A 21,549-nucleotide genomic window follows, 5' to 3' on the forward strand; every position below is an offset into this window, starting at 1 on the left:
CGGCCTCGCCCCCTAGCCATCCGTCCGCGCCCGCGCGGCGGGTTTCCGGAAGCGAAGATGAGCCTCCTCAAACGCATCAGCCGGCTACCGGCCGTCCAGGAAGGGCTGGGCGCGCTCGCCGCCGCCTATCTGGGCCTCGTGCGGCGCACCAACCGGTTCACGGTCGAGTCCGCGGGGGGCGATGCCTGGATCGACCGGCACAGCCCCTTCATCGCCGGCATGTGGCACGGCCAGCACATCATGGTGCCGTTCGCCCGGCGGCCGCAGGACCGCATCGCCACGATCATCTCGCGCAACCCCGACGGCAACATCAACACGATCGCGCTGACCCGGATGGGCGTGCGGGTGATCCGCGCCTCGGGGGCCCGCGGCCGGGTGGTGCGCGACGCGCGCGCCAAGGGCGGGGCCGAGGGCCTGCGCGCCATGCTGAAGGCGCTGAAAGCCGGCGAGACCGTCGCCTTCAGCGCCGACGTGCCGAAGGTCTCGCGCCGGGCGGATGCCGGCATCCTCACGCTCGCCCGCTTCTCCGGCCGGCCGATCGTACCGGTCGCCGTGGTGACGAGCCGCCATATCCGCTTCAACTCCTGGGACCGGGCCTGCCTCGGCCTGCCCTTCGGCCGGGGGGCCGTGGTGTTCGGCGAGGCGATCCACGTGCCGCGCGAGGTCGAGGCGGAGGCGTTCGAGCGGCTGCGCCAGCGGCTCGAGGCCGAGATGAACCGGGTGCACGACCGGGCCTACGCCCTCGTCGGGCGACCGGACCGGGTGGGCGCGAACTGGCTCGGCGTGCCGGCCGACGGGACGGCGGGACGTTCGGCCGGGAGCCTCGCGTGAGGGCGCCGCCCCTCACCCTGCCGCTGCGGGCCTACCGGGTCGGCCTGCGGCTCGGCGAGCCCGCCGTGGCGGGCCTGCTCGCGTGGCGGGCGCACCGCGGCAAGGAGGATCCGAGGCGGCTCCCCGAGCGCCGCGGCTTGGCCGGCCGGGCGCGGCCCGTCGGCCCGCTCGCCTGGATGCACGGGGCGAGCGTCGGCGAGGCGCTCTCGCTCGTCGGCCTCGTCGAGGGCATGATCGCCCGCGGCTTCTCGGTCCTCGTCACCACCGGCACCCGCACGGCCGCCGAGCTGATCGGCACCCGCCTGCCGCCCGGCGCCGTGCACCAGTACATGCCCCTCGACGCCCCGCGCTGGGTCGGGCGCTTCCTCGAACACTGGCAGCCGGACCTCGCGCTGGTGGCCGAATCCGAGATCTGGCCCAACGTCATCGTCGGCCTGCACGAGCGGGGCATCCCGCTGATCCTCGTCAACGGGCGGATGTCGGAGCGCTCGTTCCGCGGCTGGGAGCGCTCGCCGCGCACCGCGCGCGCGCTCCTCTCCCGCATCGCCGTCTGCCTCGCGCAGACGCGCGACGACGCGGAGCGCTTCGTGCGGCTCGGCGCGCCGCGGGTGAATGTGGCGGGGAACCTGAAGTTCGACGCCGCGGTGCCGCCGGCCGACCGGCAGCAGCTCGCCTATCTCGGCGAGATGATCGGGGAGCGCCCGGTCTGGATCGCGGCGAGCACCCATGCGGGCGAGGACGCCACCGTCGCCGCGTCGCACGCGCGCCTGGCCGCCCGCTTCCCCGACCTCCTCACCATCGTGGCCCCGCGCCATCCGGGCCGGGGGCAGGCGGTGGCCGAAGTCGCGGCCGCGGCGGGCCTGCGCAGCGCGCGCCGCGCGACCGGGGGGCGCCCCCATCCTGGGGTCTCCTGCTACGTCGCCGACACGGTGGGCGAGCTCGGCCTGTTCTACCGCCTGAGCCCGGTCGCCTTCCTGGGCGGCTCGCTGGTGGAGCGCGGCGGCCAGAACCCGATCGAGCCGGTTCGCCTCGACGCGGCGGTGCTGCACGGGCCGCACACCCAGAACTTCGCCGAGATCTACGGCGCCCTCGACGCGGCGGGGGGCGCGCTCGCCGTGGCGGACGCGGACGAACTTGCCGCGCGGGTCGGCGCCCTGCTCGCCGAGCCGCAGCGCGCCGCGGCGGTGGCCGAGGCCGGGCAGCGGGCGCTGCGGCCCTTCGAGGGGGCGGTGACGCGCACGCTCGCGGTGCTGGAGCCCTTCGTCGCGCACCAGAAGCTCGCCGCCCTCCAGGCCTGATGCGCCCGCCCGCCTTCTGGGACGCCCACCCGCACCACCCGGCCGCCCTGGCGCTGCGGCCGCTGGGCGCCCTCTACGGCCGGCTCACCGCCGCCCGGATGGCGCGGCCCGGCGCGCGCGGGCCCTGCCCGGTCCTCTGCCTCGGCAACTTCACCCTGGGCGGTGCCGGCAAGACCCCGGCGGCGCTGGCGCTCGCCGACATCCTGCGCGACCTCGGCGCCCGACCGGCCTTCCTGAGCCGCGGCTATGGCGGGCGCCTGCCCGGCCCCGTCGCGGTCGATCCCGCGCGCCACGGGGCCGCGGATGTCGGCGACGAGCCGCTCCTTCTCGCACGCTGCGCCCCGGCCGTCGTCGCGCGCGACCGGGTGGCCGGCGCCGCCCTGTGCGCGGCGGGGGGCGCGGACGTGATCGTGATGGATGACGGGCTGCAGAACCCCTCGCTCACCAAAGACCTCGCCCTCGCGGTGGTCGATGCGGGCGCGGGCATCGGCAACGGTCTGCCCTTTCCGGCGGGGCCGCTCAGGGCCCCGCTGGCCGACCAGTGGGCGCATGTTGCCGGGCTGATCCTGGTCGGCGACGGGCCGGGCGAGGCCGTGGCGGAGGCCGCCCTGCGGCATGGCCTGCCCGTGCACCGCGCCCGGCTCGCCGCGGAGCCCGGCGCGCTCGCCGGCCGGCGCGTTCTGGCCTTCGCGGGGATCGGCCGCCCGCAGAAATTCTTCGCGACGGTGCGGGAGAGCGGGGCGGACGTCGCCGCCACCCGGGCCTTTCCCGACCACCATCCCTACGCGGCGGGCGACCTTGCGGCGCTGGCCGCCGAGGCGGCGCGTCTCGGCGCGGACCTCGTCACCACTGAGAAGGATGCGGTGCGCCTGCCGGCGGCCTTCGCGGCCCGCGTGCTGTCCGTGCGGCTGCGCTTCCGCGACGAAGCGCCCTTGCGCGCGCAGTTGCGGGCCCTGTGCCGGCCGGCGTGAGGCCGCGTGCCTGTCGGCGGCGCGATCAGAACTTGTCCGGCAGGCCCTTCACCGCGTTGCCCAGCGCCTCGACGCTCGCGCCGATCTTGCGGCCCGTGGCGGCGAGCGTCGGCACCTTGATGCCGAACACCTCCGTCTCCTCGGCCTCGGCAGAGGCTGTCGGCTGGGTCCCCGCCTCGGCCGAAGCGATGGCTGCAGGCGCGGGCTTGCGCGCGGCGACAACCTTCTCGGGCTTTCTCTTGGCGTGTTCGGACGTCTCCCCCTTGGCGTCAGCGGGCTTTGCCGGCTCCTTGCGGCTCTCTGCAGGGGCCGGGCGCGCGCCGGGCTTCTCGGCCGCGGCCTTCTCGGGGGCGGGCGGCAGGGCCGCGAAGCTGGTGCTGGCGGTACGGGCGCGCACGGTCTCGGCGGGGCGCGCGGCGACCGTCGGCGCGGTGCGGCTCGGCGGCGGCAGGACGCCGGCCTGACGGGCGGGGGCGATCACCGGCGCGTTCTCGATCGTCGGCGCGGGCTTGGCGCTTGCGGCCTTCGTGAGCGCGGGCTTGCCAACGGCCGATTGGGCGCCCTCGGATTTGGGCGCCGGCGGCATCTGCGCCGCAGGGACGGGCGCGGGGGGGACGATGGCCGCGGTCCGCGGCGCCGGCAGGTCGGGCGAGAGCGCGACGGGCGGCTCGACGGCGGCCGGGGGCTTGGGCGCGACGGAGGGCGCCGGACCGGCCACCGGTCCCGCCGGGTTCTGGGCGGGCGCCGCCTCGGCGGGCGGCAGTGCGATCCGCCGCGGCGCGTCCGCGCCGGGCAGGCTGCCGGTGGCGAGCGCGGGCAGGCCGTCCTTCGTCAGGTCCGGCCAGTCGACGGCGCTCTGCTGCACGGGCAGGCTCCGCACCGGGGCGCCGCGCGATCCGGTCAGGTCCGACATGAGGGCGGAGGCTGCCGCGAAGGCGCCGAGGCCGGCGACCCCGAGGGCGGAGGCCAGCGCGATGCGCCGGAGGGGGCGGCCGGGCGGCACGCTCTGCGCGGCCGTGCGGGGCTGGCGGGTCTCAGTGGGGTCGAGCGCGAGTTCGTTCATGGACGGGGTCTCTGGACGCGACGCGGATCCGAACGGCCGCTCCCCCGAACCCGGCCGCCCGCCCCAGGTATTCCCGAAGGCGGATCTCGGACGATGACTCAGGCCCGACAATACGGCGCAAAGATGTCGGCCGCCGCGCCGGGCACGGATTCCGTTCAGGAACAGGTAACCCTGTGTACGGTCGGCGCGATTAAGAATCGGTGACTTCGCGGGGCGATCCCTGCGGGTCCGGATACGCGCCCGCGGCGATCTGGGCCGCCACCACCCGCGCGACGGCGCGGGTCCGGCGGTCCGGCGCGAGGCCGGGATTCGGCCCGAGCCCGAGACGGTGCCGCTTCAGCGCGACGAGGGCGGGATCGCCCCAGCGCGCGAGGAGCGCCTGGAAGGCCGCGTGGGGGCCGGGGCGGAACGGGCCGGGCAGGCCGGACCCGTCGCGCTGCGGGTGCGGCGGCTCGACATGGGCGCAGGGCACGAGGCCGGGCGGGATCGGCGCCGTCGCGACGTGCCGGCGCCCGAGCCGCAGGATGCGGGGGACCATGTGGGCCCGCGGCCCCGGGGCGCCGTCCGGGACCGCCCCCCTGCGCAGCACCTCGACGCGCCCGAGCGGCCCGGCGAAGACGAGGTCGGGACGATCCGCCGCCGCCACGAAGCCCTCCGGGTCGGGCAGCGGCGCCCCGGCGCGGGCCTGGAGGCGCGCGAGCCCCTCCGCGTCCCCGGCGCGGGCCAGGATCGCGACGGGTCCGAGGCCGAGGCCGAGGTCGAACAGCGTATCCGCCCGCGCGCCCGGGTCGAGCGCCTCGTGGTCGGGCCCGAGCGCGGTGACGGCGCCCCGGCGCGGGCGGGGCAGGGCGGCCTCGGGCAGGCAGAGCGCCACGGCGTGGCTCCAGCCACCGGGCACGGCCGTCTCGTAGGCGACGGCCACGAGATCCGGGCGGGTGCCGAGCGCGATGCCGCCGCGCGCCGTGCGCAGGCCGAGCCTTCCGCCCGCGAGCGGCCGGACGGGCTCGTCGGGGCCGCGCCGGAACGCGGCGGCGGCTCCGAAGGTGCCGAGGCTCCAGCCGGCCTCGGGCTCGGCGAGCAGGTCGCGGATCAGGTCGTGGACCGGATCGCGCGGCGCGGGGGGCACGATCGCGGGCGTCATGCGCGGATCGCTACGATGCGGCCCCCGCGCCTTCAACCGCCGCTCGTAGGACCACCGGATGGACAATCCCACGTGCCTGGATCAAGGCTCGCCGGGTGACCGCCCGCGCCCCGACCGTTCCCACCCGACCCGACGCGCCAGCCGCTCCCGAGCGCGCGCCGGCCGCCGCGCGGCGCGCGCTGCCCTGGGCCGGCTGGTCGACACGGCGTCGCCTGATCGCGGTGGTGCTCGCCATCGACGTGCTGGCGGCGCTGGTCTCCTGCGCGGTCATCGTCCTCAACGCGCGCTCGGCCGTGAAGGTCGAGACCCGGGCCTCGCTCGCCACCGTGGAGTCGCTGGTGGCCGACACGATCCGGCTCGCCGACACGGCCTCGCCCGACACCCTGCTGCAGACCCTCGACCTGCGCTCCCAGGCGCTCCGCCACGTCCGGGTCAGCGTGGTCGACAGCGACGGCGATCCGGTGGGCGAGCCCCTGGGCCGGCCACGCGCCGAGAAGGCGGCGCCCGCCTGGTTCGCCGACCTGATCGCCCCGCCGATCAAGCAGCACACCCTGCCGATCGTGGCGGGCGGGCGCCAGATCGGAGCGGCCCGCATCACCACCCAGCCGCTGGACGAGATCGACGAGATCTGGAGCTACGCCCGGGCGCTGTCGATCACCACCTTCTGCATCAACGCGGCGATGCTGGTGGCGCTCTACCTCGCGGCGGGCCGCGTGCTCGCGCCCCTGGGGAGCCTCGCCCGGGGGCTGACCCAGCTGGAGCGGCACGACTACACCGCCCGGCTCGCCCTGCCGGAAACGCGCGAGCTCGCCGCGATCGCGGCCCGCTTCAACCAGGTGGCGGAGGCGCTCGGCGAGGCGCGCGCCGCCAACGGCCGCCTCAACCGCCAACTCCTGACCGCCCAGGACGACGAGGGCCGCCGCATCGCGCTCGAACTCCACGACGAGTTCGGCCCCTGCCTGTTCGCACTTGAGGCCACCGCCGCCTCGATCGCCCGCATCGCCGCGGGCGAGGCCGAGCCTGCCCGCGACAAGCTCGCGGCGCGCGCCGCCGAGATCGCCGGCATCGTCGGGCAGGTGCAGAGCCGCAACCGCGACCTGCTCAACCGCCTGCGCCCGCACGCGCTGGGCCAGGTTCCGCTGCCCGCCTGCCTCGACCTCCTCGTGCGCGACTTCAGCCGGCGCCATCCGGGCACCCGCTTCACCGGGCGCTTCGCGGGGCTGGGGCCGGGCTATGGCGACCTCGTCGATCTCACCCTGTTCCGCTGCATCCAGGAGAGCATGACCAACGCCGTGCGGCACGGCGCCGCGACCGAGATCGTCGCCGAGGCGGACGAGCGGGACGGGCACCTCGTGGTCAGCGTGCGGGACGACGGCCGGGGGGTGAGCGCCGACCACGGCACCGGGCTCGGCCTCTCGGGGATGCGCGAGCGCGTTGGCGCGCTGGACGGAAGCTTTGCGCTTGACAACGGGGTCCGCGGGGCTGTTGTCCGGATCAGCATCCCGGTCCCGGCCGACCGGGGCGAGGATGCCAGCAGGGTGGAAGCGCCATGAACGCCATCGCCACGAAGGCGGGAATCGCCGGCACGCGGTTGCCGGTCCTCGTGATCGACGATCACCCCATCGTGCTGCAGGGCTGCCGCCGGGTGCTGGAGGATGCCGGCATCGAGACGGTCGCCGAGGCGACCACGGTGGTGGGCGGCTACCGCATCTTCCACCGCCTGCGCCCGCCGATCGTGATCTGCGACCTCACCTTCCAGGGCAGCGGCCTCGCTGGCCTCGGGCTGATCCGGCGCATGCGCGCGGTCGAGCCGGGCACGCGCATCCTCGTCTTCAGCATGCACAACGATCCGGTGATCGTCGCCCGCGCTCTGGAGGCCGGCGCGCTGGGCTACGTGCTGAAGGACCACGCCTCGGCCGAGCTGTTCGACGCCTTCGAGCGGGTGCGGGCGGGCGAGGTCTATCTCGACCGGCGGCTCGCCACCGAGGTGGCGATGCTGCGCACCGACGCGCGCCGCACCCCCGAGAGCCAGCTTACCCCGCGCGAGCAGCAGATCCTGGCCCGTCTCGCCCAGGGCAAGTCCTACGGCGCGATCGCGGCCGACCTCTCCGTCAGCTACAAGACCGTCACCAACGCCTGCTCGCAGATGCGCCAGAAGCTCGGCGTGCGCACGCTCGCCGAACTCATCCACGTCGCCGTCACCCACGCCCAGCGCCAGGGCTGATTGTTTGGGACTTACTGGCGGAACAGGATCGGTTCGTAATCCTGTGCCCCGTTGAGGACGTGCAGCACCGTGATCAGCCCGGCTTCCGGTTCGACGCGGTAGAAGATCAGGTAATCCCGGTGCACCCGGCGTCGGATGCCGCTCGCCTCCCGATCCGGGAGAAGTGGGTAGCCGTAGGGCATGTCGGCCAGTGTCGCGCAGCGATGCTCAAGCTCCGCAACGAAGGTCACGGCTCGGCCCGGGTTGTCCTGCTGGATGTAGGTGCCGATGCGGACGAGATCGGCGATCGCCCTCTCGGTGAGAACAACCCTCACACGGGCTGCCCCTCGTCCGCCATGTTCAGCCGCGCGCGGATCCGGGCGAAGGCTTCTTCCACCGGCACGACCTGTCCCGCCTCCGCGTCGGCGATGCCCTGCGCGAGCGCTGCGTCGAGGGCGCGCAGCCTCGCGCCCTGATCGCGCTCGGCGAGGTAGCGCTCGCGCACGAGGTCGCGGATGTACTCGCTCGGCGTGGCAAACGCGCCCTCGCGCACCTTGTCGCGGACATACTGCTCGAGCTCGTGCGTCAGTGTGACAGTCACCTGGCCGCTCTGTGTCGCCATGCTCGAACCTCGCTCCTCGCGCGACGGAAGCCGTGATTGTCACTGTTCTACAGCGTGGGAGCGGGCTTGTCGCCGCCGGTCGGGGCTGCGCACATAAGGCGGCGCGGGTCAGTCCCGTGGGACGTCAAGGGAATCGCTTTGACCGGTCGCACATCGTTCTCGCAAGAAGCCTGGGCGCGCAACGCCGCCCTCTATGAGACCATCCGCACCATGCCGTTCAACGCGGAACTCGCCGCAGGCTCTCTGAGCCGGGCGCGCTTCCGCCACTACATCCTGCAGGACGCGCACTACCTCCTCGGCTTCGGCCGGGCGCTGGCGCTCGCCGCCGCCAAGGCACCGGACCCGGACGCCTTCGTGCTCTTCGCCCGCGCCGCCGAGGAGGCCGTGGTGGTCGAGCGCAGCCTGCACGAGGGCTTCTTCCGGCAGGAGGGCATCGGCCCCGAGACCTTCCGGGCGACGCCGCCGAGTCCGGCTTGCGACCACTACGTGAGCCACCTTCTGGCCGTGGCCCATGCCGAGCCCTACCCGGTGGTGCTCGCAGCGCTCCTCCCCTGTTTCTGGATCTACCGGGAGGTCGGGCGCGACATCCACGCCCGGGCAGCTGCCGACAACCCGTACCGGGCCTGGATCGACACCTACGCGGGCGAGGACTTCTCGCTGGCCGTCGATCGGGTGATCGCCGCGACCGACGCGGCGGCCGCCGACGCCTCTTCCATCCTGATAGAGCGCATGCACCGGGCCTTCACCCACGCGACGCGCCTCGAATGGATGTTCTGGGACGGCGCCTACGGGCAAGCCGGCTGGCCGGTCTAAGGCCGCCCGCAACCCACTGGCAGGGCTCCCGCATTCCGCTAGCTTGGCAAGTCTGTGACAGTCGAGCGATGGGGGGGCGGATGGCGGCGGGCGCTTTGGGCGATCTGACACGGACCAAGTCCCTGGAGCGGCTGAACGCCGATGCCGAGACCGGCGAGCATACGCTCCAGCGCACGCTGGGCCCGTGGAGCCTGATCGGGCTCGGCATCGGCGCGGTGATCGGCGCCGGCCTGTTCTCGCTCACCGGCATCGCCGCGGCCGAGCACGCCGGTCCCGCCGTCGTCATCTCCTTCGCCATCGCGGCGATCGGCTGCTGCTTTGCCGGCATGTGCTACTCGGAGCTCGCCGGCATGATCCCGGTGGCGGGCTCGGCCTACACCTACGCCTACGCCACCATGGGCGAGTTCGTGGCCTGGATCATCGGCTGGGACCTCGTGCTCGAATACGCGGTCGGGGCGGCCACCGTCTCGGTGAGCTGGTCGCAGTACGTCGTGCGCTTCCTGCACCAGTTCGGCATCGATTTGCCGGCAAAACTGGTGCACTCACCCTTCGAGACCTACACGCTCGCCGACGGCACCACCGGCACCGGCCTCGTGAACCTGCCGGCGATCGTGATCATCGTGGCGGCCTCCTGGCTCCTGATGATCGGCATCCGCGAATCGGCCCGCGTCAACGCGGTCGTGGTGGCGGTCAAGCTCGCGGTGGTGGCCGTGGTGATCGGGCTCGGCGCCTTCTACGTGAAGGCCCAGAACTACGTGCCCTTCATCCCCGAGAACACCGGCACCTTCGGCGAGTACGGCTGGAGCGGCATCATGCGGGCGGCCGGCGTGGTCTTCTTCGCCTATATCGGCTTCGACGCGGTCTCGACCGCGGCGCAGGAGGCCAAGAACCCCCAGCGCAACATGATGATCGGCATCCTCGGCTCGCTCGCCATCTGCACGGTCATCTACATCCTGTTCGCGGGCGTTCTCACCGGCCTCGTGCACTACGACGCCATGCGGGGCGACGGCGCCCCGGTGAACACCGCCATCGGCCAGACGCCGTTCCCCTGGCTGAAATCGCTCGTCACGCTCGGCGTGATCGCGGGCTTCTCCACCGTGATCCTGGTGCTGCTGCTCGGCCAGAGCCGGGTGTTCTACACCATGTCGCAGGACCGGCTGCTGCCGGGCCTGTTCTCGCGGGTGCATCCGCGCTGGAAGACGCCCTACCGCTCGAACCTGTTCTTCATGGTGTTCACCGGCGCGCTCGGCGGCTTCCTGCCGATCACCCAGCTCGGCCACATGACCAGCATCGGCACGCTGCTCGCCTTCGTGCTGGTCTGCATCGGCGTGATGATCCTGCGCCGGACCCAGCCCGATGCCCCGCGCGCCTACCGCGCGCCGCTGGTGCCGCTGGTGCCGATCCTGGGCATCCTCACCTGCCTCGCCATGATGGTGTCGCTCGACGGCGAGACCTGGCTGCGTCTCGTGATCTGGCTCGCCATCGGCATGGCGATCTATTTCGGCTGGAGCCGTCGGCACAGCCGGATCGGGCGGGAGGAGAGGGCGTAGCGCGTGATCTCCCTCCCTCGCGGAGGGGGAGGGAGAGCCTGCTGGTTCAGGCGCTGCGCGCCACCACCCGCGGGCGCGGGGTGCCGATCGTGCCGACATCCACCAGCGCACGCTCGCGGGCGATGAAGGCGGTCGGCATCTCGGCCTGCATCTCGGCCTCGACCCGGCGCAGCATCGCGTCCGTGTGGGCGGGGTGGAGATGGATGATCCCCAGCGCCTTCACGTTCGCGGCACGCGCCAGCTCCACGCCCTTCTGCCAGGTCGAGTGGCCCCAGCCGCGGCAGGTCGGGTACTCGCAATCGGTGAACATGCCGTCGTAGACGAGAAGGTCGGCGCCCTCCACGAAGGCCCGCAGCTCCGGGCTCGGCCAGGGGTCGCTGTGCTCGATGTCGCTGATCACGCAGAGGCGCTTGCCGCCGTGGTCGAACCGGTAGCCGACCGAGCCCTGCGGGTGGTTGAGGAGCAGGGTGTCGACCTCCATCCCGTCCGGGAAGGTCAGCGTCTCGCCCGCCCGGAAGCCGTGGTGCTTCATCTGGCAGGGCAGGATGTCGAGGGTGACGGGAAAGAGCGGCGGCGCGTAGAGGCGCCCGAGGCTCGCCTCCGCCGAGGCACCGTCGAGGTTGCCGCACCACGTGTTGATCACCCGCTCCCCGTCGAACACCGCCGGCTTGAAGAAGGGCAGGCCGCCGGTGTGGTCGAAGTGGAGATGGCTGAACAGCAGGTCGATCTCCTTGGGGAGGTCGGCCCGGTGGTGCTGGCCGCAATTGAACAGGCCGGAGCCCGCGTCGATCAGGAACAGGCGCTCGCCGCAGCGCACCTCCAGGCAGGGGGTGCTGCCGCCGAACTCGGCGTAATCGGAACCGCAGACGGGCGTTGAGCCGCGCACACCCCAGAAGCGCAGGGTGAGGCCGCCGTCCTGGCAAGGACTGTTCGACATGATCATAACGGGTCGTGGTTCAGGCATCGGTCCCGGTCGTCTCCGTGATCAGGCCGCATTCGCCGGTCCGGCGTCAATGCGCTTGGGCCGGCCGAGACGAGGGCGCTCGGGATCTGTCGCTCTGTGGTTGAGGGAAAGGTGGGGGTATTCCGCGGCGCGCAATGTGCGCGCACGCACATGCCGGCCGGCGTGATCCTGGCCGTTGCACGTCGCCTCAGCGGTCTTCGAGGGCGGCGAGGATCCCGGGCGCCGGCCCCCCGCCCGTCTCGGCGCCGGGCGGGATCGTCCCGGACAGCGAGGCCGCGACGAGGCGCGGCAGGGCGTCGGCGTAGCGGTCCGGGCTGGCGAAGCGGTCGGGCATGCGGGCGTAGGCGACGACATGGTTGCGCGCGCGCACGTCCCCCATCGGCGCGCCCGGCGCGATCCAGGCGGCCCAGACCGCTTCCGGCAGCGGGGCCGGGCGGCGGAACCCCGGGATCACCACCACCTCCTGGCCCGCATAGGCCAGGGCCTCGGGCCGACTGATCTCGCCGACCGGTGCGCCCCGGCTGATCAGCGAGGCCCAGAAGGCGTGCTGGCCGCCGTCCGAGTAGGTGGTGCGCACCGCCGGCGCCCCGTCGTGGACGAGCGCCGCGATGCGGGCGGCCTCCGCCGCGCGGCGCGTCGCCACGGCGGCCTCTTTGGCGGGATCCCGCGAGGGGGCGAAGACGTAGCGGCCGGCCTCGACGCCGACCTGCAGCTCCTCGCCCGTGGCCTCGAACCGGTCCGCGCCCTCCTTGAGCTGCTGCCAGAAGGCGTAGTTCGGGTCGGCCCGGTGCCGGGCCATGTTCTCGGCGCTCATCCGGAACGGGTAGGCCTGGAACTGGAAGGCGGCCTGGCCCCCTTTGAGGGCGTCGCGGGCGATCGCGTAGATCTCGCCGACCGAGCGGTCGGTCATCGCGAAGCAGCCCATCGACGAGCAGACGCCGTGCACCATCACGGCCGAGCCGGTGCCGCCGTGCGCCCGGTCGTAGGCGTTGGGGTAGCCGACGTCGAAGGAGAGGTAGTAGCGCGAGTTCGGGTTCATCTGGCGCTTCGGGACGCTGTAGAACCCTTCCGGCGTCTGCCGGTCGCCGGTCTGGCGCTTCGGCCCGAGCTGGCCGGACCAGCGGCAGATCGGAAAGGTCTTGATGTGGACGAAGCGGCCGCCCGGCCCCCGCTTCCAGACCTCGATCTCGGATTCCTTCTTGTAGGCCCGGAACAGGACCGGGCTCGCCGGGTCGGTGCCCCTGGCCTGCATCAGCGCCACGGTGGCGGCCGGGATCGGCGCCTCGGCCTTGGCATTCTGCGCGCGCGCCGCCGGTGCCGCCGCGAGGCTGGCCGACAAGCTGGCCAAGAGGAGAACCGGCAGGAGGCGACGGAGGGGCGGCGGCATGAACGGCCCGGGCAGGGATCGCCGCGACGCACGGCGCGATGCCGGCGCACGATCGGGCGGGCACGGTTAATGATTCTGTACCGGTAATGCGGCGGGCGTGAGGCTTCGCACGTGGATGGGCTGCCGATGAGACGCCCTTCTCTGCTGGATCTGACATTCGGATGGTCGGCGTGACGCGCCTCCCTCTCCCTCTGCGGGGAGAGAGCAAACCGGCTGTCCGGCCAGGATGATCGCGTCAGCGCGGCAGGCGCGGGGCGTCGCTCACCGAGCGGGGCGCGCCCTGCATCTGCCGCGCCGCGCCGGCCGCGCTCGGCGGCAGGTCGTTGCCGGGTGCACCCGCCCCCGGCGCGCCCGGCACGAAGGCTGGCCCGTGCCCGCCGTCCCGTCCGAAGGCGTAGCCCGCGCTCACCCCGGCGTAGAACCCGGTGAAGTCCTCCGCCCCCGCCGGGGCGCCGGGGAGCAGCAGGGCGAGGCAGAGGAGGGCGCGGCGCATGCAGGGCTCTCTCGCGGTCGGGACGCGATAAGAAAAACGGCGGCCCGGATGTCCGGACCGCCGTGTGATGTCACGTCGGGATCGCGGCGGAAGCGAGGTCGCCGCGACTCCCTCGGTCGATCGAGATCAATCGACCGTGATGCTCTGGGCCTCGCGGCCCTTCTGGCCCTCGACCACGCCGAGGGTGACCTGCTGGCCCTCGGCCAGCGAGTCGAGCCCGGCGCGCGACAGGGCGGAGCGGTGCACGAACACGTCCTTGCCGCCGTCGTTGACGGAGACGAAGCCGAAGCCCTTGGCCGGGTCGTACCACTTCACGGTGCCGGTCATCTCGGTCGACGGGCCGGAGGCGAAGCGCCCGCCGCCGCCACCGCCGAAGCGGTCGCCGCCGCCGAAGCGATCACCGCCGCCGCCGTAGCCGCCGCGATCGCCGTAGCCGCCCCGGTCGCCGAAGCCGCCGGTGCGCGGGCGCATCTCGCGGCGCGGGGCCGGAGCCTCCGCCGTCGAGGTGTCGACGCTGGTGACGTTCGTGACCTGCGGACCCTTCTGGCCCTGCGCGGTCTGCACGGTGAGCTTGGTGCCCGGCTGCAGATCGTCGTGGCCGGCGGCCTCGACCGCGCGGATGTGGAGGAAGGCGTCGCCCGAGCCGTCGCCCAGCTCGACGAAGCCGAAGCCCTTCTCCTTGTTGAACCACTTCACCGTGGCGTCCCGCTCCGGGCCCGAGGGAGCCTGGGCCGGGGCGGCGCCGCGCGGCGCGCCGCCACCGAAGCGACCACCGCCGCCGTAACCACCACCGCCGCCGCCGCCGAAGCGGTCGCCGCCGTAGCCGCCACCGCCGTACCCGCCGCTCGGCGGTGCCTGATCCGGCCAGCTCGGCTCGGAACCCTCATCGAAGCCGCGCTTCTGCGGCCCCCGAAAATCACGACCACGTCCCATAGAAAGCTCGCAAAAACCGTCCCGCCGCACGTCCAGCATACCGCGTGCGTGCCGGCCCGATAGCCCACGCCCCGCACTACCATCACTCTCGGTCGCGGTAACCAAGACCAACGCCTCAGTCCTGACGCAATCGGGCCTTGACTGCAAGGTCCTTGTGGCGGCCGGGGCACGGCAAGTTTAAATTTTCGTCTGCACTGGAAAGCGGCCGGGGTGGATGGCCCCGTGTTTCTCGAAGGCGTTAGCAAACTCCGTAATCCTTCGGGGGTAGGGTGCCCGGGCTCGTTCTCGAGCCCTCAACCGGACCCCGCGATGATCGCGACGCCCACCTTCCCGGACATCTCGGCCCTCGTCGTGGACGAGAGCCTCTACATCCGCCGAATCGTGCGCGACATGCTGATGCGCGTCGGGATCAAACGCGTGCTCGAGGCGCCCGACGGGGCCGAGGCGCTCGGCGTGCTCGCCGAGAGCAAGCCCGACATCAGCATCATCGACTGGGACCTCGCCATCCTGTCGGGCGAGGAGTTCATCCGGCTGGCGCGCACGCCCTCGACCTCGCCCTGCCCGACGATTCCCGTCATCCTGATGCTGGCCCAGCCCCGCCGCAACGTGGTGGACCGGGCGATCTCGCTCGGCGTGAACGAGATCATCGCCAAGCCGTTCTCGCCCAAGACCCTGTGGTCGCGCCTCGACGAGGTGATCAACCGTCCCCGCCCCTACAGCCAGGTGAAGAGCCTGCTGCGCCCGACGCCCCGGCAGGCGGCGATGGCCAAGGCGGTCGCCTGAGACCGGCCGTCCGCCACGGCATTCCGGCCCGCGTCCCATCTGGCGATTGCAGTTCACGGGCAAGCCTGTAGTTTCAATCCTGAATGACGGCCGGGCGGTCTGCCGGGGCCGGTGTGAGAGAGTTCGAACAGCGCCGATGAGGGACGAGAGCGCCGCTGCCGCGCCGGCCCGCCCCGCCCACGGCGCGGGGGGCTTCCGCGAGAGGCGGGACGAGAGACAAGGTGAGAGACCTGCCGGGCGCGAGGGCCGGCGCAACCCCGCCTACGCGGCGCTCGATCTGGGCACCAACAATTGCCGCCTGCTGATCGCCGAGCCCGCCTCCAGCGGGTTCCGGGTCATCGACGCCTTCTCGCGCATCGTCCGCCTCGGCGAGGGACTGGGCAGCTCCGACCGGCTCAGCGAGGCGGCGATCGAGCGCACCGTCGAGGCCCTGCGCATCTGTCGGTCCAAGATGCAGGCCCGGGGGGTGCGCCGCGCCAAGATCATCGCCACCGAGGCCTGCCGGCTCGCGGTGAACGGGGCCGCCTTCGTCGAGCGGGTGCGCGCCGAGGTCGGGCTTGACCTCGAGATCGTGGACCGCCAGACCGAGGCCTACCTCGCGGTGACGGGCTGCGCCGCGCTCGCCGATCCGCGGGCGGAGTCGGTGGTGATCTTCGACATCGGCGGCGGCTCGACCGAGATCGCGTGGCTCGACGGCGCGGCGGCCAACCCCTCGACCGACCCGACGCTCCGCATCCGCGCCTGGGACTCGCTGCCCGTCGGCGTCGTCACGCTGGCCGAGCGCCACGGCGGCGCCGAGGTGACGCGGCTGATGTTCGAGGGCATGGTCGAGGAGGTGGTGGGGCTGCTCGCCCCCTTCGCGATCCGCGCCGCCGCGGCGGCTACCGCGAGCCACTTCCACCTGCTCGGCACCTCCGGCACCGTGACGACGATCGCCGCGATGCACCTGCGCCTCGTCCGCTACGAGCGCCGCCGCGTCGACGGGCTTTGGATGAGCGAGGACGAGGTGGCGGGCGCCATCGACGACCTGCTCGACACCCGCCTGGAGCAGCGGGCCGACAACCCCTGCATCGGCCGCGACCGGGCCGACCTCGTGCTCGCCGGCTGCGCCATCCTGGAGGCGATCCGGCGCGCCTTCCCCTCCGACCGCCTGCGCATCGCCGACCGCGGCCTGCGCGAGGGCTTGCTGATGAACATGATGCGCGAGGACGGCGTCTGGCGCCGCGGGGGCTGGCGGTGAGCGACAGGCGCGGCGGAGCAGGCTCCACGGGCGGCGTGCGGGGCGACCTGAAGCAGCGGGTGAAGACCGCGCGCGGGCGCACCGTCTCGCAGAAGCGCTGGCTGGAGCGTCAGCTCAACGACCCCTACGTGGCGCGCGCCAAACGGGAGGGCTACCGCTCGCGGGCGGCCTACAAGCTCCTGGAGATCGACGAGCGCTTCCGCCTGCTCAAGCCCGGCCAGCGGGTCGTGGACCTGGGCGCGGCGCCGGGCGGCTGGTCGCAGGTCGCCGCCCGCGTGGTCGGGGAGACCGGCCGGGTCGTCGGCATCGACCTCCTCGAGATCGAGCCGATGGCGGGCGTCGAGTTCATCACCCTCGACTTCCTCGACCCGGAAGCGCCCGAGCGGCTGACCGCACTGCTCGGCGGCCCGGCCGACCTCGTGATGTCCGACATGGCGGCCAACGCCACCGGCCACAAGAAGACCGACCACCTGCGCATCATCGGCCTCGCCGAGACGGCAGCCGAGTTCGCCCGCGAGATCCTGGCTCCCGGCGGTGCCTACCTCGCCAAGGTGCTGCAGGGCGGCACCGAGGGCGCGCTGCTCACCGACCTGAAGCGCGACTTCGCCCTGGTGCGCCACATCAAGCCGCCCGCGAGCCGGGCCGATTCGAGCGAGCTCTACGTGCTGGCGACCGGCTATCGGGGGCCGGCCGGACGGGCAGCGGAGGCGGACGCGGAGTAGGGCAGGGCGCTCCGTGCTTCTCGACCTCGCGCTCTGGCTCGCCACGCCCGCGCCCTGGCGTCACCGCCGGCTCGGCTACGTGCGCGAGAGCGTGCTGCTCTCGGGCCGCGCCCGGCGCTGCCGCCGGGCCTGGGCGCCCCACGCCGCGCGTTCGCGCGAAGCGGTGCTGGCGGCCTGCGCGGACCTGCCCCTGCGGCGCGCGGCGGTGGTGCTGGGCTCCGGCCCGCTCGCCGACGTGCCGCTCAGCCAACTCGCCGCCGGCTTCGAGCGGGTGCTTCTGGTCGATGCGGTCCACCCCTTGGGCGCGCGGCTGGCCGCGCGGCGCTTCCCCAACGTCCGGCTCGTCACCGCGGACCTCGCGGGTGCGGACGATCCGGTGGGCGCGCTCTGCGGAGGCGCCGACCTCACGGTCTCGGCCAACCTCCTGACGCAGCTGCCGGTGGTGCCGATGGACCGCCACGAGGCCCGCGGCTTGGCCGAGCCGGAGCGCCTCGGCGCGCGGATCGTGGCGGACCATCTCGCCGCGCTCGGGCGCCTGCCCGGCCGTGTCTGCCTCGTCACCGACACCGCGCAGCGCGAGGAGGACCGCGCCGGCCGGGTCACCGGCCGCCTCGACCTGCTGTTCGGGGTGAGGCTGCCCCCGTCGCCGCTGGCCTGGGATTGGGAACTCGCCCCCTTCGGCGAGGCGGCGCGCCACCGGCGGTTGATCCACAGCGTGCGGGCCTATCCGGATTGGGGTGCCGCGGGGGGCGGGTCCTCTCTGTCGTAGCCTTGGCAGTCGCACAAGGCCCGCGGATACCCGCGACGCCCGCCCGCCCCCACGGCCGAGGGGAGGGCGTGCGCGAGAGGATCGCTGCCCTTTTCCAGACAGCGCCCACGAAAAAGGCCGCCCCGGTCTCCCGGAGCGGCCTCATCACCATCCCAAACAATCACTCGGTCGAGTCGGCCGTGGCCGCGGCGGGCGCCTCGCCCTCCGTGCCCTCGAAGCGCGGGCGACGGCGGCGGCGCGTCTTCGGCGCGGGTGCCTCCTCGGCGGCGGCCTCGGCCGGCGGCGGCGGGGCCTCGGCGGGCTGTGGCTCCGGCGCGGGGGCCGGGCGCGGCGGCGTCATCAGGAAGGCGGGCAGGCCGGCGGGCGCCTCCTCGATGGCGCGCGGCTCCTCGCGGCGGCGCTCGCGGCGGTGCGTGCCCTCGCGCGGCGTCTGCTCCGCGCGGGCCTCGGTCCGCTCGGGCCGGTCCTGGCGCTCGGCGCGCTCCGGCCGGGCCTCCTGACGGTCACGCTCGGGGCGCTCCTGGCGCTCGGGGCGATCCTGGCGCTCGGGACGATCCTGGCGCTCGGGACGATCCTGGCGCTCGGGCCTGTCCTGACGCTCCTGACGCTCGCCGCGCTGGAACTCGCCGCGGCCGTTCTCGTAGCGGCTCTCGCGGGGCCCGTCCTGGCGGCTGTCCTGGCGGTTGTCCTGCCGGCCGTAATCCTGGCGCGGCTGGTAGTCCTGCCGGTCCGGACGTCCGTCCTGGCGGCCCTGGTTCTCGTAGCGCGGACGTTCGTTGCGGTTGTTCTGGAAGCGCTCGCGGCGCTCGCCGCGGTTCTGGCGGCCGTCCTGCTGGTAGTCGGGCCGGGACTCGTAGGGCTGGGGCTGCTGGCCGGGGTCGCCGTACTCGTCGCCGTAGGCGCCGTAGCCCTGGCCGTTCGGCCCCGAGCCCTGGCCCTCCTCGTCGCCCTCCTCCATCTCGTCCTCGAAGGACTGGCGGGCGTAGCCGAGGCCGGCCTGCGGCCGGTTCTGCTCCTGCGCACCGGAGATGATGCGGAAATAGTGCTCGCCGTGCTGGAAGTAGTTCTCCGCCGCGACGGGATCGCCCGCCGCCAGCGCGTCGCGCGCGAGCTGGGCGTACTTGTCGGCGATGTGCTGGGCGGTGCCGCGGAGCTTAACGTCGGGGCCGTTGGACTCGTAGGAACGGGTCAGCGGGTTCGGCCCCTTCGGCCTGTTGCGGCCGCGCATCCGTCGGTTCTGGTTTGGTCTCATCGGTCTCAGATGACCCTCGTTCACGCGAAAGGCGTCTGGTGTCGGGCGTGCGGTCGGCCGATCCCCGCTCGAGGCTGCGCCTCGCGGGCGATCGCGGCCGGCTCCTGCGGCGGCCCGCCCGTGCGGTCCGCGCCGGGATGACCTCGGCCATCCGCCGGCCTCCCGGCCGCCTGCCCGATGCCTCGGGCTCCTGTCGGCGTCAGGGACGCCGATCGATTGTCAGGCTCGAACGGCACCGGACCGCGGCGCTGAAACGGGAACGCGCTTGTCCGGTAGCCAGAAGATCGGCGAACAATTCGGCGGAGGAGATCGTCACCGACCTTACACCCGCTCGTCTTAACGAAACGTTCGCGATCTGCAAGCCGACATTAACGGGGATTGGGAAAGCCAACAAGCATTTTTTCCAGCCCGTTGCAGATCACGGGGTTCGTGAGTCTTGAGGAGCCGGCTCGGCGGGCTCCGGATTCACCGCATCTCCTGCGCCAGGATCATGACGCGGTCGTGGCCGGCCAAGTCCCGTACGGTCTCGCGCCGCACGAAGTCCCGGGCCAGCGCGTCGAGATCCCCGGCCTGGTCGAAGCCGATCTCCAAGAGTGCCGCCCCGCCCCGGGCGAGGCGTTCCGGAAGGGCCGCGAGGATGCGCCGGTAGGCCGCGAGCCCGTCGGCGCCGCCGTCGAGCGCCGCCGGCGGATCGTGGTCCCGCACCTCGCGGGCGAGGCCCGCGATCACCCCCGTCGCGATGTAAGGTGGGTTCGACACCACGAGATCGAAAGGGGGGCCGGCGAGCGGATCGCACCAATCGCCCGCCAGGAAGGCTGCGCGGGCGCCGACGCCGTTGCGGTCGGCGTTGCTTCGGGCGGTGCGGAGCGCGGCCGGATCCCGGTCGAGCCCGACCCCGAAGGCGCGGGGGTATTCGTGGAGCAGGGCCGTCAGGATGCAGCCGCTGCCGGTGCCGAGATCGAGGATGCGCAGGGGCGCGCTCCGGTCGGGCCGGAGGCGCAGGGCGGTGTCGATCACCGTCTCGGTGTCGGGGCGCGGCACCAGGGTCTCGGGCGAGAGCCGGAAGGGCAGGCCCCAGAACTCCCAGGCGCCGAGGATGCGCGCCACCGGCTCGCCCGCCAAGCGGCGGCCGAGGGCGTCCACGAGGCGCGCCGCGCCCTCGGGGCCGAGCGGCACCTCGCCCGCGCCGACGAGGTCGAAGGGCTCCAGGCCGAGCAGGTCGAGGACGAGGAAGCGCGCCTCGCCCGCCGGGTTGTCGATGCCCGCGGCGGCGAGGTGTTCAGTGAGGTGCCGCAGGGCGGCGCGGCGGGACGTACTGGGCTCCAGCCCTCCCTCCCCCGCAGAGGAGGGAGGGGGAGCCGCTTCGCGGCTCACGCCATCCCCTCGGCGGCGAGCAGCTCGGCCTGGTGCTCCGTCACCAGCGCGTCCACGAGGTCGTCCAGAGCCGGGCCGGCCAGCACCTCCTCCAGCCGGTAGAGGGTCAGGTTGATGCGGTGGTCGGTCACGCGCCCCTGCGGGAAGTTGTAGGTGCGGATCCGCTCCGAGCGGTCGCCGGAGCCGACCTGGGCCTTGCGGTCGGCGGCGCGCGCCGAGTCCTTGGCCGAGCGCTCGGCCTCGTAGAGGCGGGCGCGCAGCAGCGCCATCGCGCGGGCCCGGTTCTTGTGCTGCGAGCGCTCCTCCTGCACGAACACCACGATCCCCGAGGGCACGTGGGTGATGCGGATCGCCGATTCCGTCTTGTTGACGTGCTGGCCGCCCGCGCCCTGCGCCCGCATGGTGTCGATCTTCAGGTCGGCCTCGTTGATCGCGATGTCGACCTCCTCGGCCTCGGGCAGCACCGCCACGGTCGCCGCCGAGGTGTGGATGCGCCCCTGCGTCTCGGTGTCGGGCACGCGCTGGACCCGGTGGGCGCCGCTCTCGAACTTGAGCCGCGCGAAGACGCCGCGGCCCTTCACCTCGGCCACGACCTCGCGGTAGCCCCCGACCGTGCCCTCGCTCTCCGAGATCACCTCGACGCGCCAGCCCTTCGACTCGGCGTACTTGGCGTACATCCGGAACAGGTCGCCCGCGAAGAGCGCCGCCTCGTCGCCGCCGGTGCCGGCGCGGACCTCGAGGATCGCGCTCTTCTCGTCGGCGGCGTCCTTGGGCAGCAGCATCAGCTGGAGCGCGCGGTGCGCCCGCTCCAGAGCCGCTTCCGCCTCCGGCTTCTCCTCGGCGGCGAGCGCGCGCATCTCGGAATCCTGGCCGGGCTCGTCGATCATCGCCTCGATGCCGGCGAGGTTGGCCACCGCCGCCCGGTAGGCGTGGATCGCCGCGACCACGGGGTCGAGGTCGGAGAGCTCGCGCGAGAGCTGCACCACGGCGTCGGACTCGAGGGTGCCGGCCGCGAGCGTCGCGGTGACGATGTCGTGACGGGTCAGGATCGCGTCGAGGCGCTCGGGGGGAAAGGGGATCATCGCCCTGGTATGTTCGTGACTCAAGGAATGGCGAGAACGGACGCGCGGCGCGTCTGTC

Annotated in this window: 22 protein-coding genes; 11 read left to right on the forward strand and 11 right to left on the reverse strand. The window is 73.5% G+C overall.

Annotated features, from left to right (window positions below; translation table 11 throughout):
* Positions 1–57 precede the first annotated feature (57 nt).
* The 3 genes from MFF56_RS24285 to lpxK are packed head-to-tail and all read left to right on the forward strand — an operon-like array spanning position 58 to position 3,100.
* Positions 58–831 (forward strand): lysophospholipid acyltransferase family protein, encoded by a 774-nt coding sequence (locus MFF56_RS24285; protein ID WP_066924971.1) that lies wholly within the window; start codon positions 58–60, stop codon positions 829–831.
* A complete protein-coding gene (locus tag MFF56_RS24290; protein WP_238231455.1) occupies positions 828–2,129 on the forward strand; it encodes a 3-deoxy-D-manno-octulosonic acid transferase in 1,302 nt (433 codons plus the stop codon). Before MFF56_RS24285 ends, MFF56_RS24290 begins: the two co-directional genes overlap by 4 nt.
* The gene (gene lpxK, locus MFF56_RS24295; protein ID WP_238231457.1) at positions 2,129–3,100 is read left to right on the forward strand and encodes a tetraacyldisaccharide 4'-kinase; all 972 of its coding nucleotides are present in this window, start codon (positions 2,129–2,131) and stop codon (positions 3,098–3,100) included. The genes MFF56_RS24290 and lpxK overlap by 1 nt, the downstream gene beginning before the upstream one ends.
* 25 nt (positions 3,101–3,125) lie before the next feature.
* On the opposite strand, the gene MFF56_RS24300 is transcribed toward lpxK, so the two are convergent.
* Positions 3,126–4,163 (reverse strand): hypothetical protein, encoded by a 1,038-nt coding sequence (locus MFF56_RS24300; protein WP_238231459.1) that lies wholly within the window; start codon positions 4,161–4,163, stop codon positions 3,126–3,128.
* 190 nt (positions 4,164–4,353) lie between these two features.
* A complete protein-coding gene (locus tag MFF56_RS24305; RefSeq protein WP_066928118.1) occupies positions 4,354–5,304 on the reverse strand; it encodes a DUF6925 family protein in 951 nt (316 codons plus the stop codon).
* Between the two features lie 95 nt (positions 5,305–5,399).
* On the opposite strand from MFF56_RS24305, the gene MFF56_RS24310 reads away from it, so the two are divergent.
* Both MFF56_RS24310 and MFF56_RS24315 read left to right on the forward strand, forming a co-directional pair.
* Positions 5,400–6,857 (forward strand): ATP-binding protein, encoded by a 1,458-nt coding sequence (locus tag MFF56_RS24310; RefSeq protein ID WP_373324164.1) that lies wholly within the window; start codon positions 5,400–5,402, stop codon positions 6,855–6,857.
* The gene (locus tag MFF56_RS24315; RefSeq protein ID WP_066928120.1) at positions 6,854–7,528 is read left to right on the forward strand and encodes a response regulator; all 675 of its coding nucleotides are present in this window, start codon (positions 6,854–6,856) and stop codon (positions 7,526–7,528) included. Before MFF56_RS24310 ends, MFF56_RS24315 begins: the two co-directional genes overlap by 4 nt.
* A gap of 11 nt (positions 7,529–7,539) precedes the next feature.
* Here MFF56_RS24315 and MFF56_RS24320 read toward each other — a convergent pair whose 3' ends face one another.
* Entirely contained in the window at positions 7,540–7,842 is a 303-nt protein-coding gene (locus tag MFF56_RS24320) for a type II toxin-antitoxin system RelE/ParE family toxin (protein WP_066928122.1), read from the reverse strand.
* On the reverse strand, positions 7,839–8,129 hold the full coding sequence (locus tag MFF56_RS24325) for a type II toxin-antitoxin system ParD family antitoxin (protein ID WP_156454075.1): 291 nt from the start codon (positions 8,127–8,129) through the stop codon (positions 7,839–7,841). Before MFF56_RS24325 ends, MFF56_RS24320 begins: the two co-directional genes overlap by 4 nt.
* A gap of 138 nt (positions 8,130–8,267) precedes the next feature.
* Here MFF56_RS24325 and MFF56_RS24330 point away from each other — a divergent pair, with 138 nt between their 5' ends.
* Together MFF56_RS24330 and MFF56_RS24335 are read left to right on the forward strand one after the other, a co-directional pair.
* Positions 8,268–8,942 carry a TenA family protein gene (locus tag MFF56_RS24330; RefSeq protein WP_238231461.1) on the forward strand — a complete coding sequence of 225 codons (675 nt, stop codon included), beginning with the start codon at positions 8,268–8,270 and terminating at the stop codon, positions 8,940–8,942.
* Between the two features lie 80 nt (positions 8,943–9,022).
* The gene (locus MFF56_RS24335; protein WP_066928124.1) at positions 9,023–10,492 is read left to right on the forward strand and encodes an amino acid permease; all 1,470 of its coding nucleotides are present in this window, start codon (positions 9,023–9,025) and stop codon (positions 10,490–10,492) included.
* Positions 10,493–10,538: 46 nt separating this feature from the next.
* On the opposite strand, the gene MFF56_RS24340 is transcribed toward MFF56_RS24335, so the two are convergent.
* The 4 genes from MFF56_RS24340 to MFF56_RS32160 all read right to left on the reverse strand — a co-directional run bounded on the left by MFF56_RS24340 (position 10,539) and on the right by MFF56_RS32160 (position 14,269).
* Complete coding sequence (locus tag MFF56_RS24340) at positions 10,539–11,429, reverse strand: MBL fold metallo-hydrolase (protein ID WP_066928150.1); 891 nt, start codon at positions 11,427–11,429, stop codon at positions 10,539–10,541.
* 214 nt (positions 11,430–11,643) lie between these two features.
* Positions 11,644–12,843, reverse strand: a complete 1,200-nt coding sequence (locus MFF56_RS24345; protein ID WP_066928127.1) for a L,D-transpeptidase family protein — start codon at positions 12,841–12,843, stop codon at positions 11,644–11,646.
* Between the two features lie 235 nt (positions 12,844–13,078).
* Positions 13,079–13,336 carry a hypothetical protein gene (locus MFF56_RS24350; RefSeq protein WP_066928134.1) on the reverse strand — a complete coding sequence of 86 codons (258 nt, stop codon included), beginning with the start codon at positions 13,334–13,336 and terminating at the stop codon, positions 13,079–13,081.
* A gap of 126 nt (positions 13,337–13,462) precedes the next feature.
* Positions 13,463–14,269: a cold-shock protein gene (locus tag MFF56_RS32160; RefSeq protein ID WP_066928136.1), complete on the reverse strand. Its 807-nt coding sequence runs from the start codon at positions 14,267–14,269 to the stop codon at positions 13,463–13,465.
* A gap of 309 nt (positions 14,270–14,578) precedes the next feature.
* On the opposite strand from MFF56_RS32160, the gene MFF56_RS24365 reads away from it, so the two are divergent.
* From MFF56_RS24365 to MFF56_RS24380, 4 genes are all read left to right on the forward strand, one after another.
* Complete coding sequence (locus tag MFF56_RS24365; RefSeq protein WP_066928138.1) at positions 14,579–15,052, forward strand: response regulator; 474 nt, start codon at positions 14,579–14,581, stop codon at positions 15,050–15,052.
* Positions 15,053–15,188: 136 nt separating this feature from the next.
* Positions 15,189–16,292 carry a Ppx/GppA phosphatase family protein gene (locus MFF56_RS24370; RefSeq protein ID WP_066928140.1) on the forward strand — a complete coding sequence of 368 codons (1,104 nt, stop codon included), beginning with the start codon at positions 15,189–15,191 and terminating at the stop codon, positions 16,290–16,292.
* On the forward strand, positions 16,289–17,014 hold the full coding sequence (locus tag MFF56_RS24375; protein WP_066928142.1) for an RlmE family RNA methyltransferase: 726 nt from the start codon (positions 16,289–16,291) through the stop codon (positions 17,012–17,014). The genes MFF56_RS24370 and MFF56_RS24375 overlap by 4 nt, the downstream gene beginning before the upstream one ends.
* Before the next feature lie 13 nt (positions 17,015–17,027).
* Positions 17,028–17,783 carry a hypothetical protein gene (locus MFF56_RS24380; protein WP_238231463.1) on the forward strand — a complete coding sequence of 252 codons (756 nt, stop codon included), beginning with the start codon at positions 17,028–17,030 and terminating at the stop codon, positions 17,781–17,783.
* A 160-nt stretch (positions 17,784–17,943) separates the two neighbouring features.
* Here the strand turns inward: MFF56_RS24380 and MFF56_RS24385 are convergent, their stop codons facing one another.
* The 3 genes from MFF56_RS24385 to prfA all read right to left on the reverse strand — a co-directional run bounded on the left by MFF56_RS24385 (position 17,944) and on the right by prfA (position 21,491).
* Positions 17,944–19,011 (reverse strand): DUF4167 domain-containing protein, encoded by a 1,068-nt coding sequence (locus tag MFF56_RS24385; RefSeq protein WP_238231465.1) that lies wholly within the window; start codon positions 19,009–19,011, stop codon positions 17,944–17,946.
* Positions 19,012–19,500: 489 nt separating this feature from the next.
* Positions 19,501–20,361: a peptide chain release factor N(5)-glutamine methyltransferase gene (gene prmC / locus MFF56_RS24390; RefSeq protein WP_066922752.1), complete on the reverse strand. Its 861-nt coding sequence runs from the start codon at positions 20,359–20,361 to the stop codon at positions 19,501–19,503.
* A 44-nt stretch (positions 20,362–20,405) separates the two neighbouring features.
* A complete protein-coding gene (gene prfA, locus MFF56_RS24395; RefSeq protein ID WP_066922748.1) occupies positions 20,406–21,491 on the reverse strand; it encodes a peptide chain release factor 1 in 1,086 nt (361 codons plus the stop codon).
* Positions 21,492–21,549 lie beyond the last annotated feature (58 nt).

The organism is Methylobacterium hispanicum (genome assembly GCF_022179285.1).
GTDB lineage: Bacteria > Pseudomonadota > Alphaproteobacteria > Rhizobiales > Beijerinckiaceae > Methylobacterium > Methylobacterium hispanicum.

What these genes read in the sequence shown, in the direction of transcription:
- MFF56_RS24285 (WP_066924971.1), top strand. Translation starts at nt 58, where the DNA reads ATGAGCCTCCTCAAACGCATCAGCCGGCTACCGGCCGTCCAGGAAGGG.
- lpxK (WP_238231457.1), top strand. Translation starts at nt 2,129, where the DNA reads ATGCGCCCGCCCGCCTTCTGGGACGCCCACCCGCACCACCCGGCCGCC.
- MFF56_RS24300 (WP_238231459.1), bottom strand. Translation starts at nt 4,163, where the DNA reads ATGAACGAACTCGCGCTCGACCCCACTGAGACCCGCCAGCCCCGCACG.
- MFF56_RS24305 (WP_066928118.1), bottom strand. Translation starts at nt 5,304, where the DNA reads ATGACGCCCGCGATCGTGCCCCCCGCGCCGCGCGATCCGGTCCACGAC.
- MFF56_RS24315 (WP_066928120.1), top strand. Translation starts at nt 6,854, where the DNA reads ATGAACGCCATCGCCACGAAGGCGGGAATCGCCGGCACGCGGTTGCCG.
- MFF56_RS24325 (WP_156454075.1), bottom strand. Translation starts at nt 8,129, where the DNA reads ATGGCGACACAGAGCGGCCAGGTGACTGTCACACTGACGCACGAGCTC.
- MFF56_RS24335 (WP_066928124.1), top strand. Translation starts at nt 9,023, where the DNA reads ATGGCGGCGGGCGCTTTGGGCGATCTGACACGGACCAAGTCCCTGGAG.
- MFF56_RS24340 (WP_066928150.1), bottom strand. Translation starts at nt 11,429, where the DNA reads ATGTCGAACAGTCCTTGCCAGGACGGCGGCCTCACCCTGCGCTTCTGG.
- MFF56_RS24345 (WP_066928127.1), bottom strand. Translation starts at nt 12,843, where the DNA reads ATGCCGCCGCCCCTCCGTCGCCTCCTGCCGGTTCTCCTCTTGGCCAGC.
- MFF56_RS24350 (WP_066928134.1), bottom strand. Translation starts at nt 13,336, where the DNA reads ATGCGCCGCGCCCTCCTCTGCCTCGCCCTGCTGCTCCCCGGCGCCCCG.
- MFF56_RS32160 (WP_066928136.1), bottom strand. Translation starts at nt 14,269, where the DNA reads ATGGGACGTGGTCGTGATTTTCGGGGGCCGCAGAAGCGCGGCTTCGAT.
- MFF56_RS24365 (WP_066928138.1), top strand. Translation starts at nt 14,579, where the DNA reads ATGATCGCGACGCCCACCTTCCCGGACATCTCGGCCCTCGTCGTGGAC.
- MFF56_RS24370 (WP_066928140.1), top strand. Translation starts at nt 15,189, where the DNA reads ATGAGGGACGAGAGCGCCGCTGCCGCGCCGGCCCGCCCCGCCCACGGC.
- MFF56_RS24385 (WP_238231465.1), bottom strand. Translation starts at nt 19,011, where the DNA reads ATGCGCGGCCGCAACAGGCCGAAGGGGCCGAACCCGCTGACCCGTTCC.
- prfA (WP_066922748.1), bottom strand. Translation starts at nt 21,491, where the DNA reads ATGATCCCCTTTCCCCCCGAGCGCCTCGACGCGATCCTGACCCGTCAC.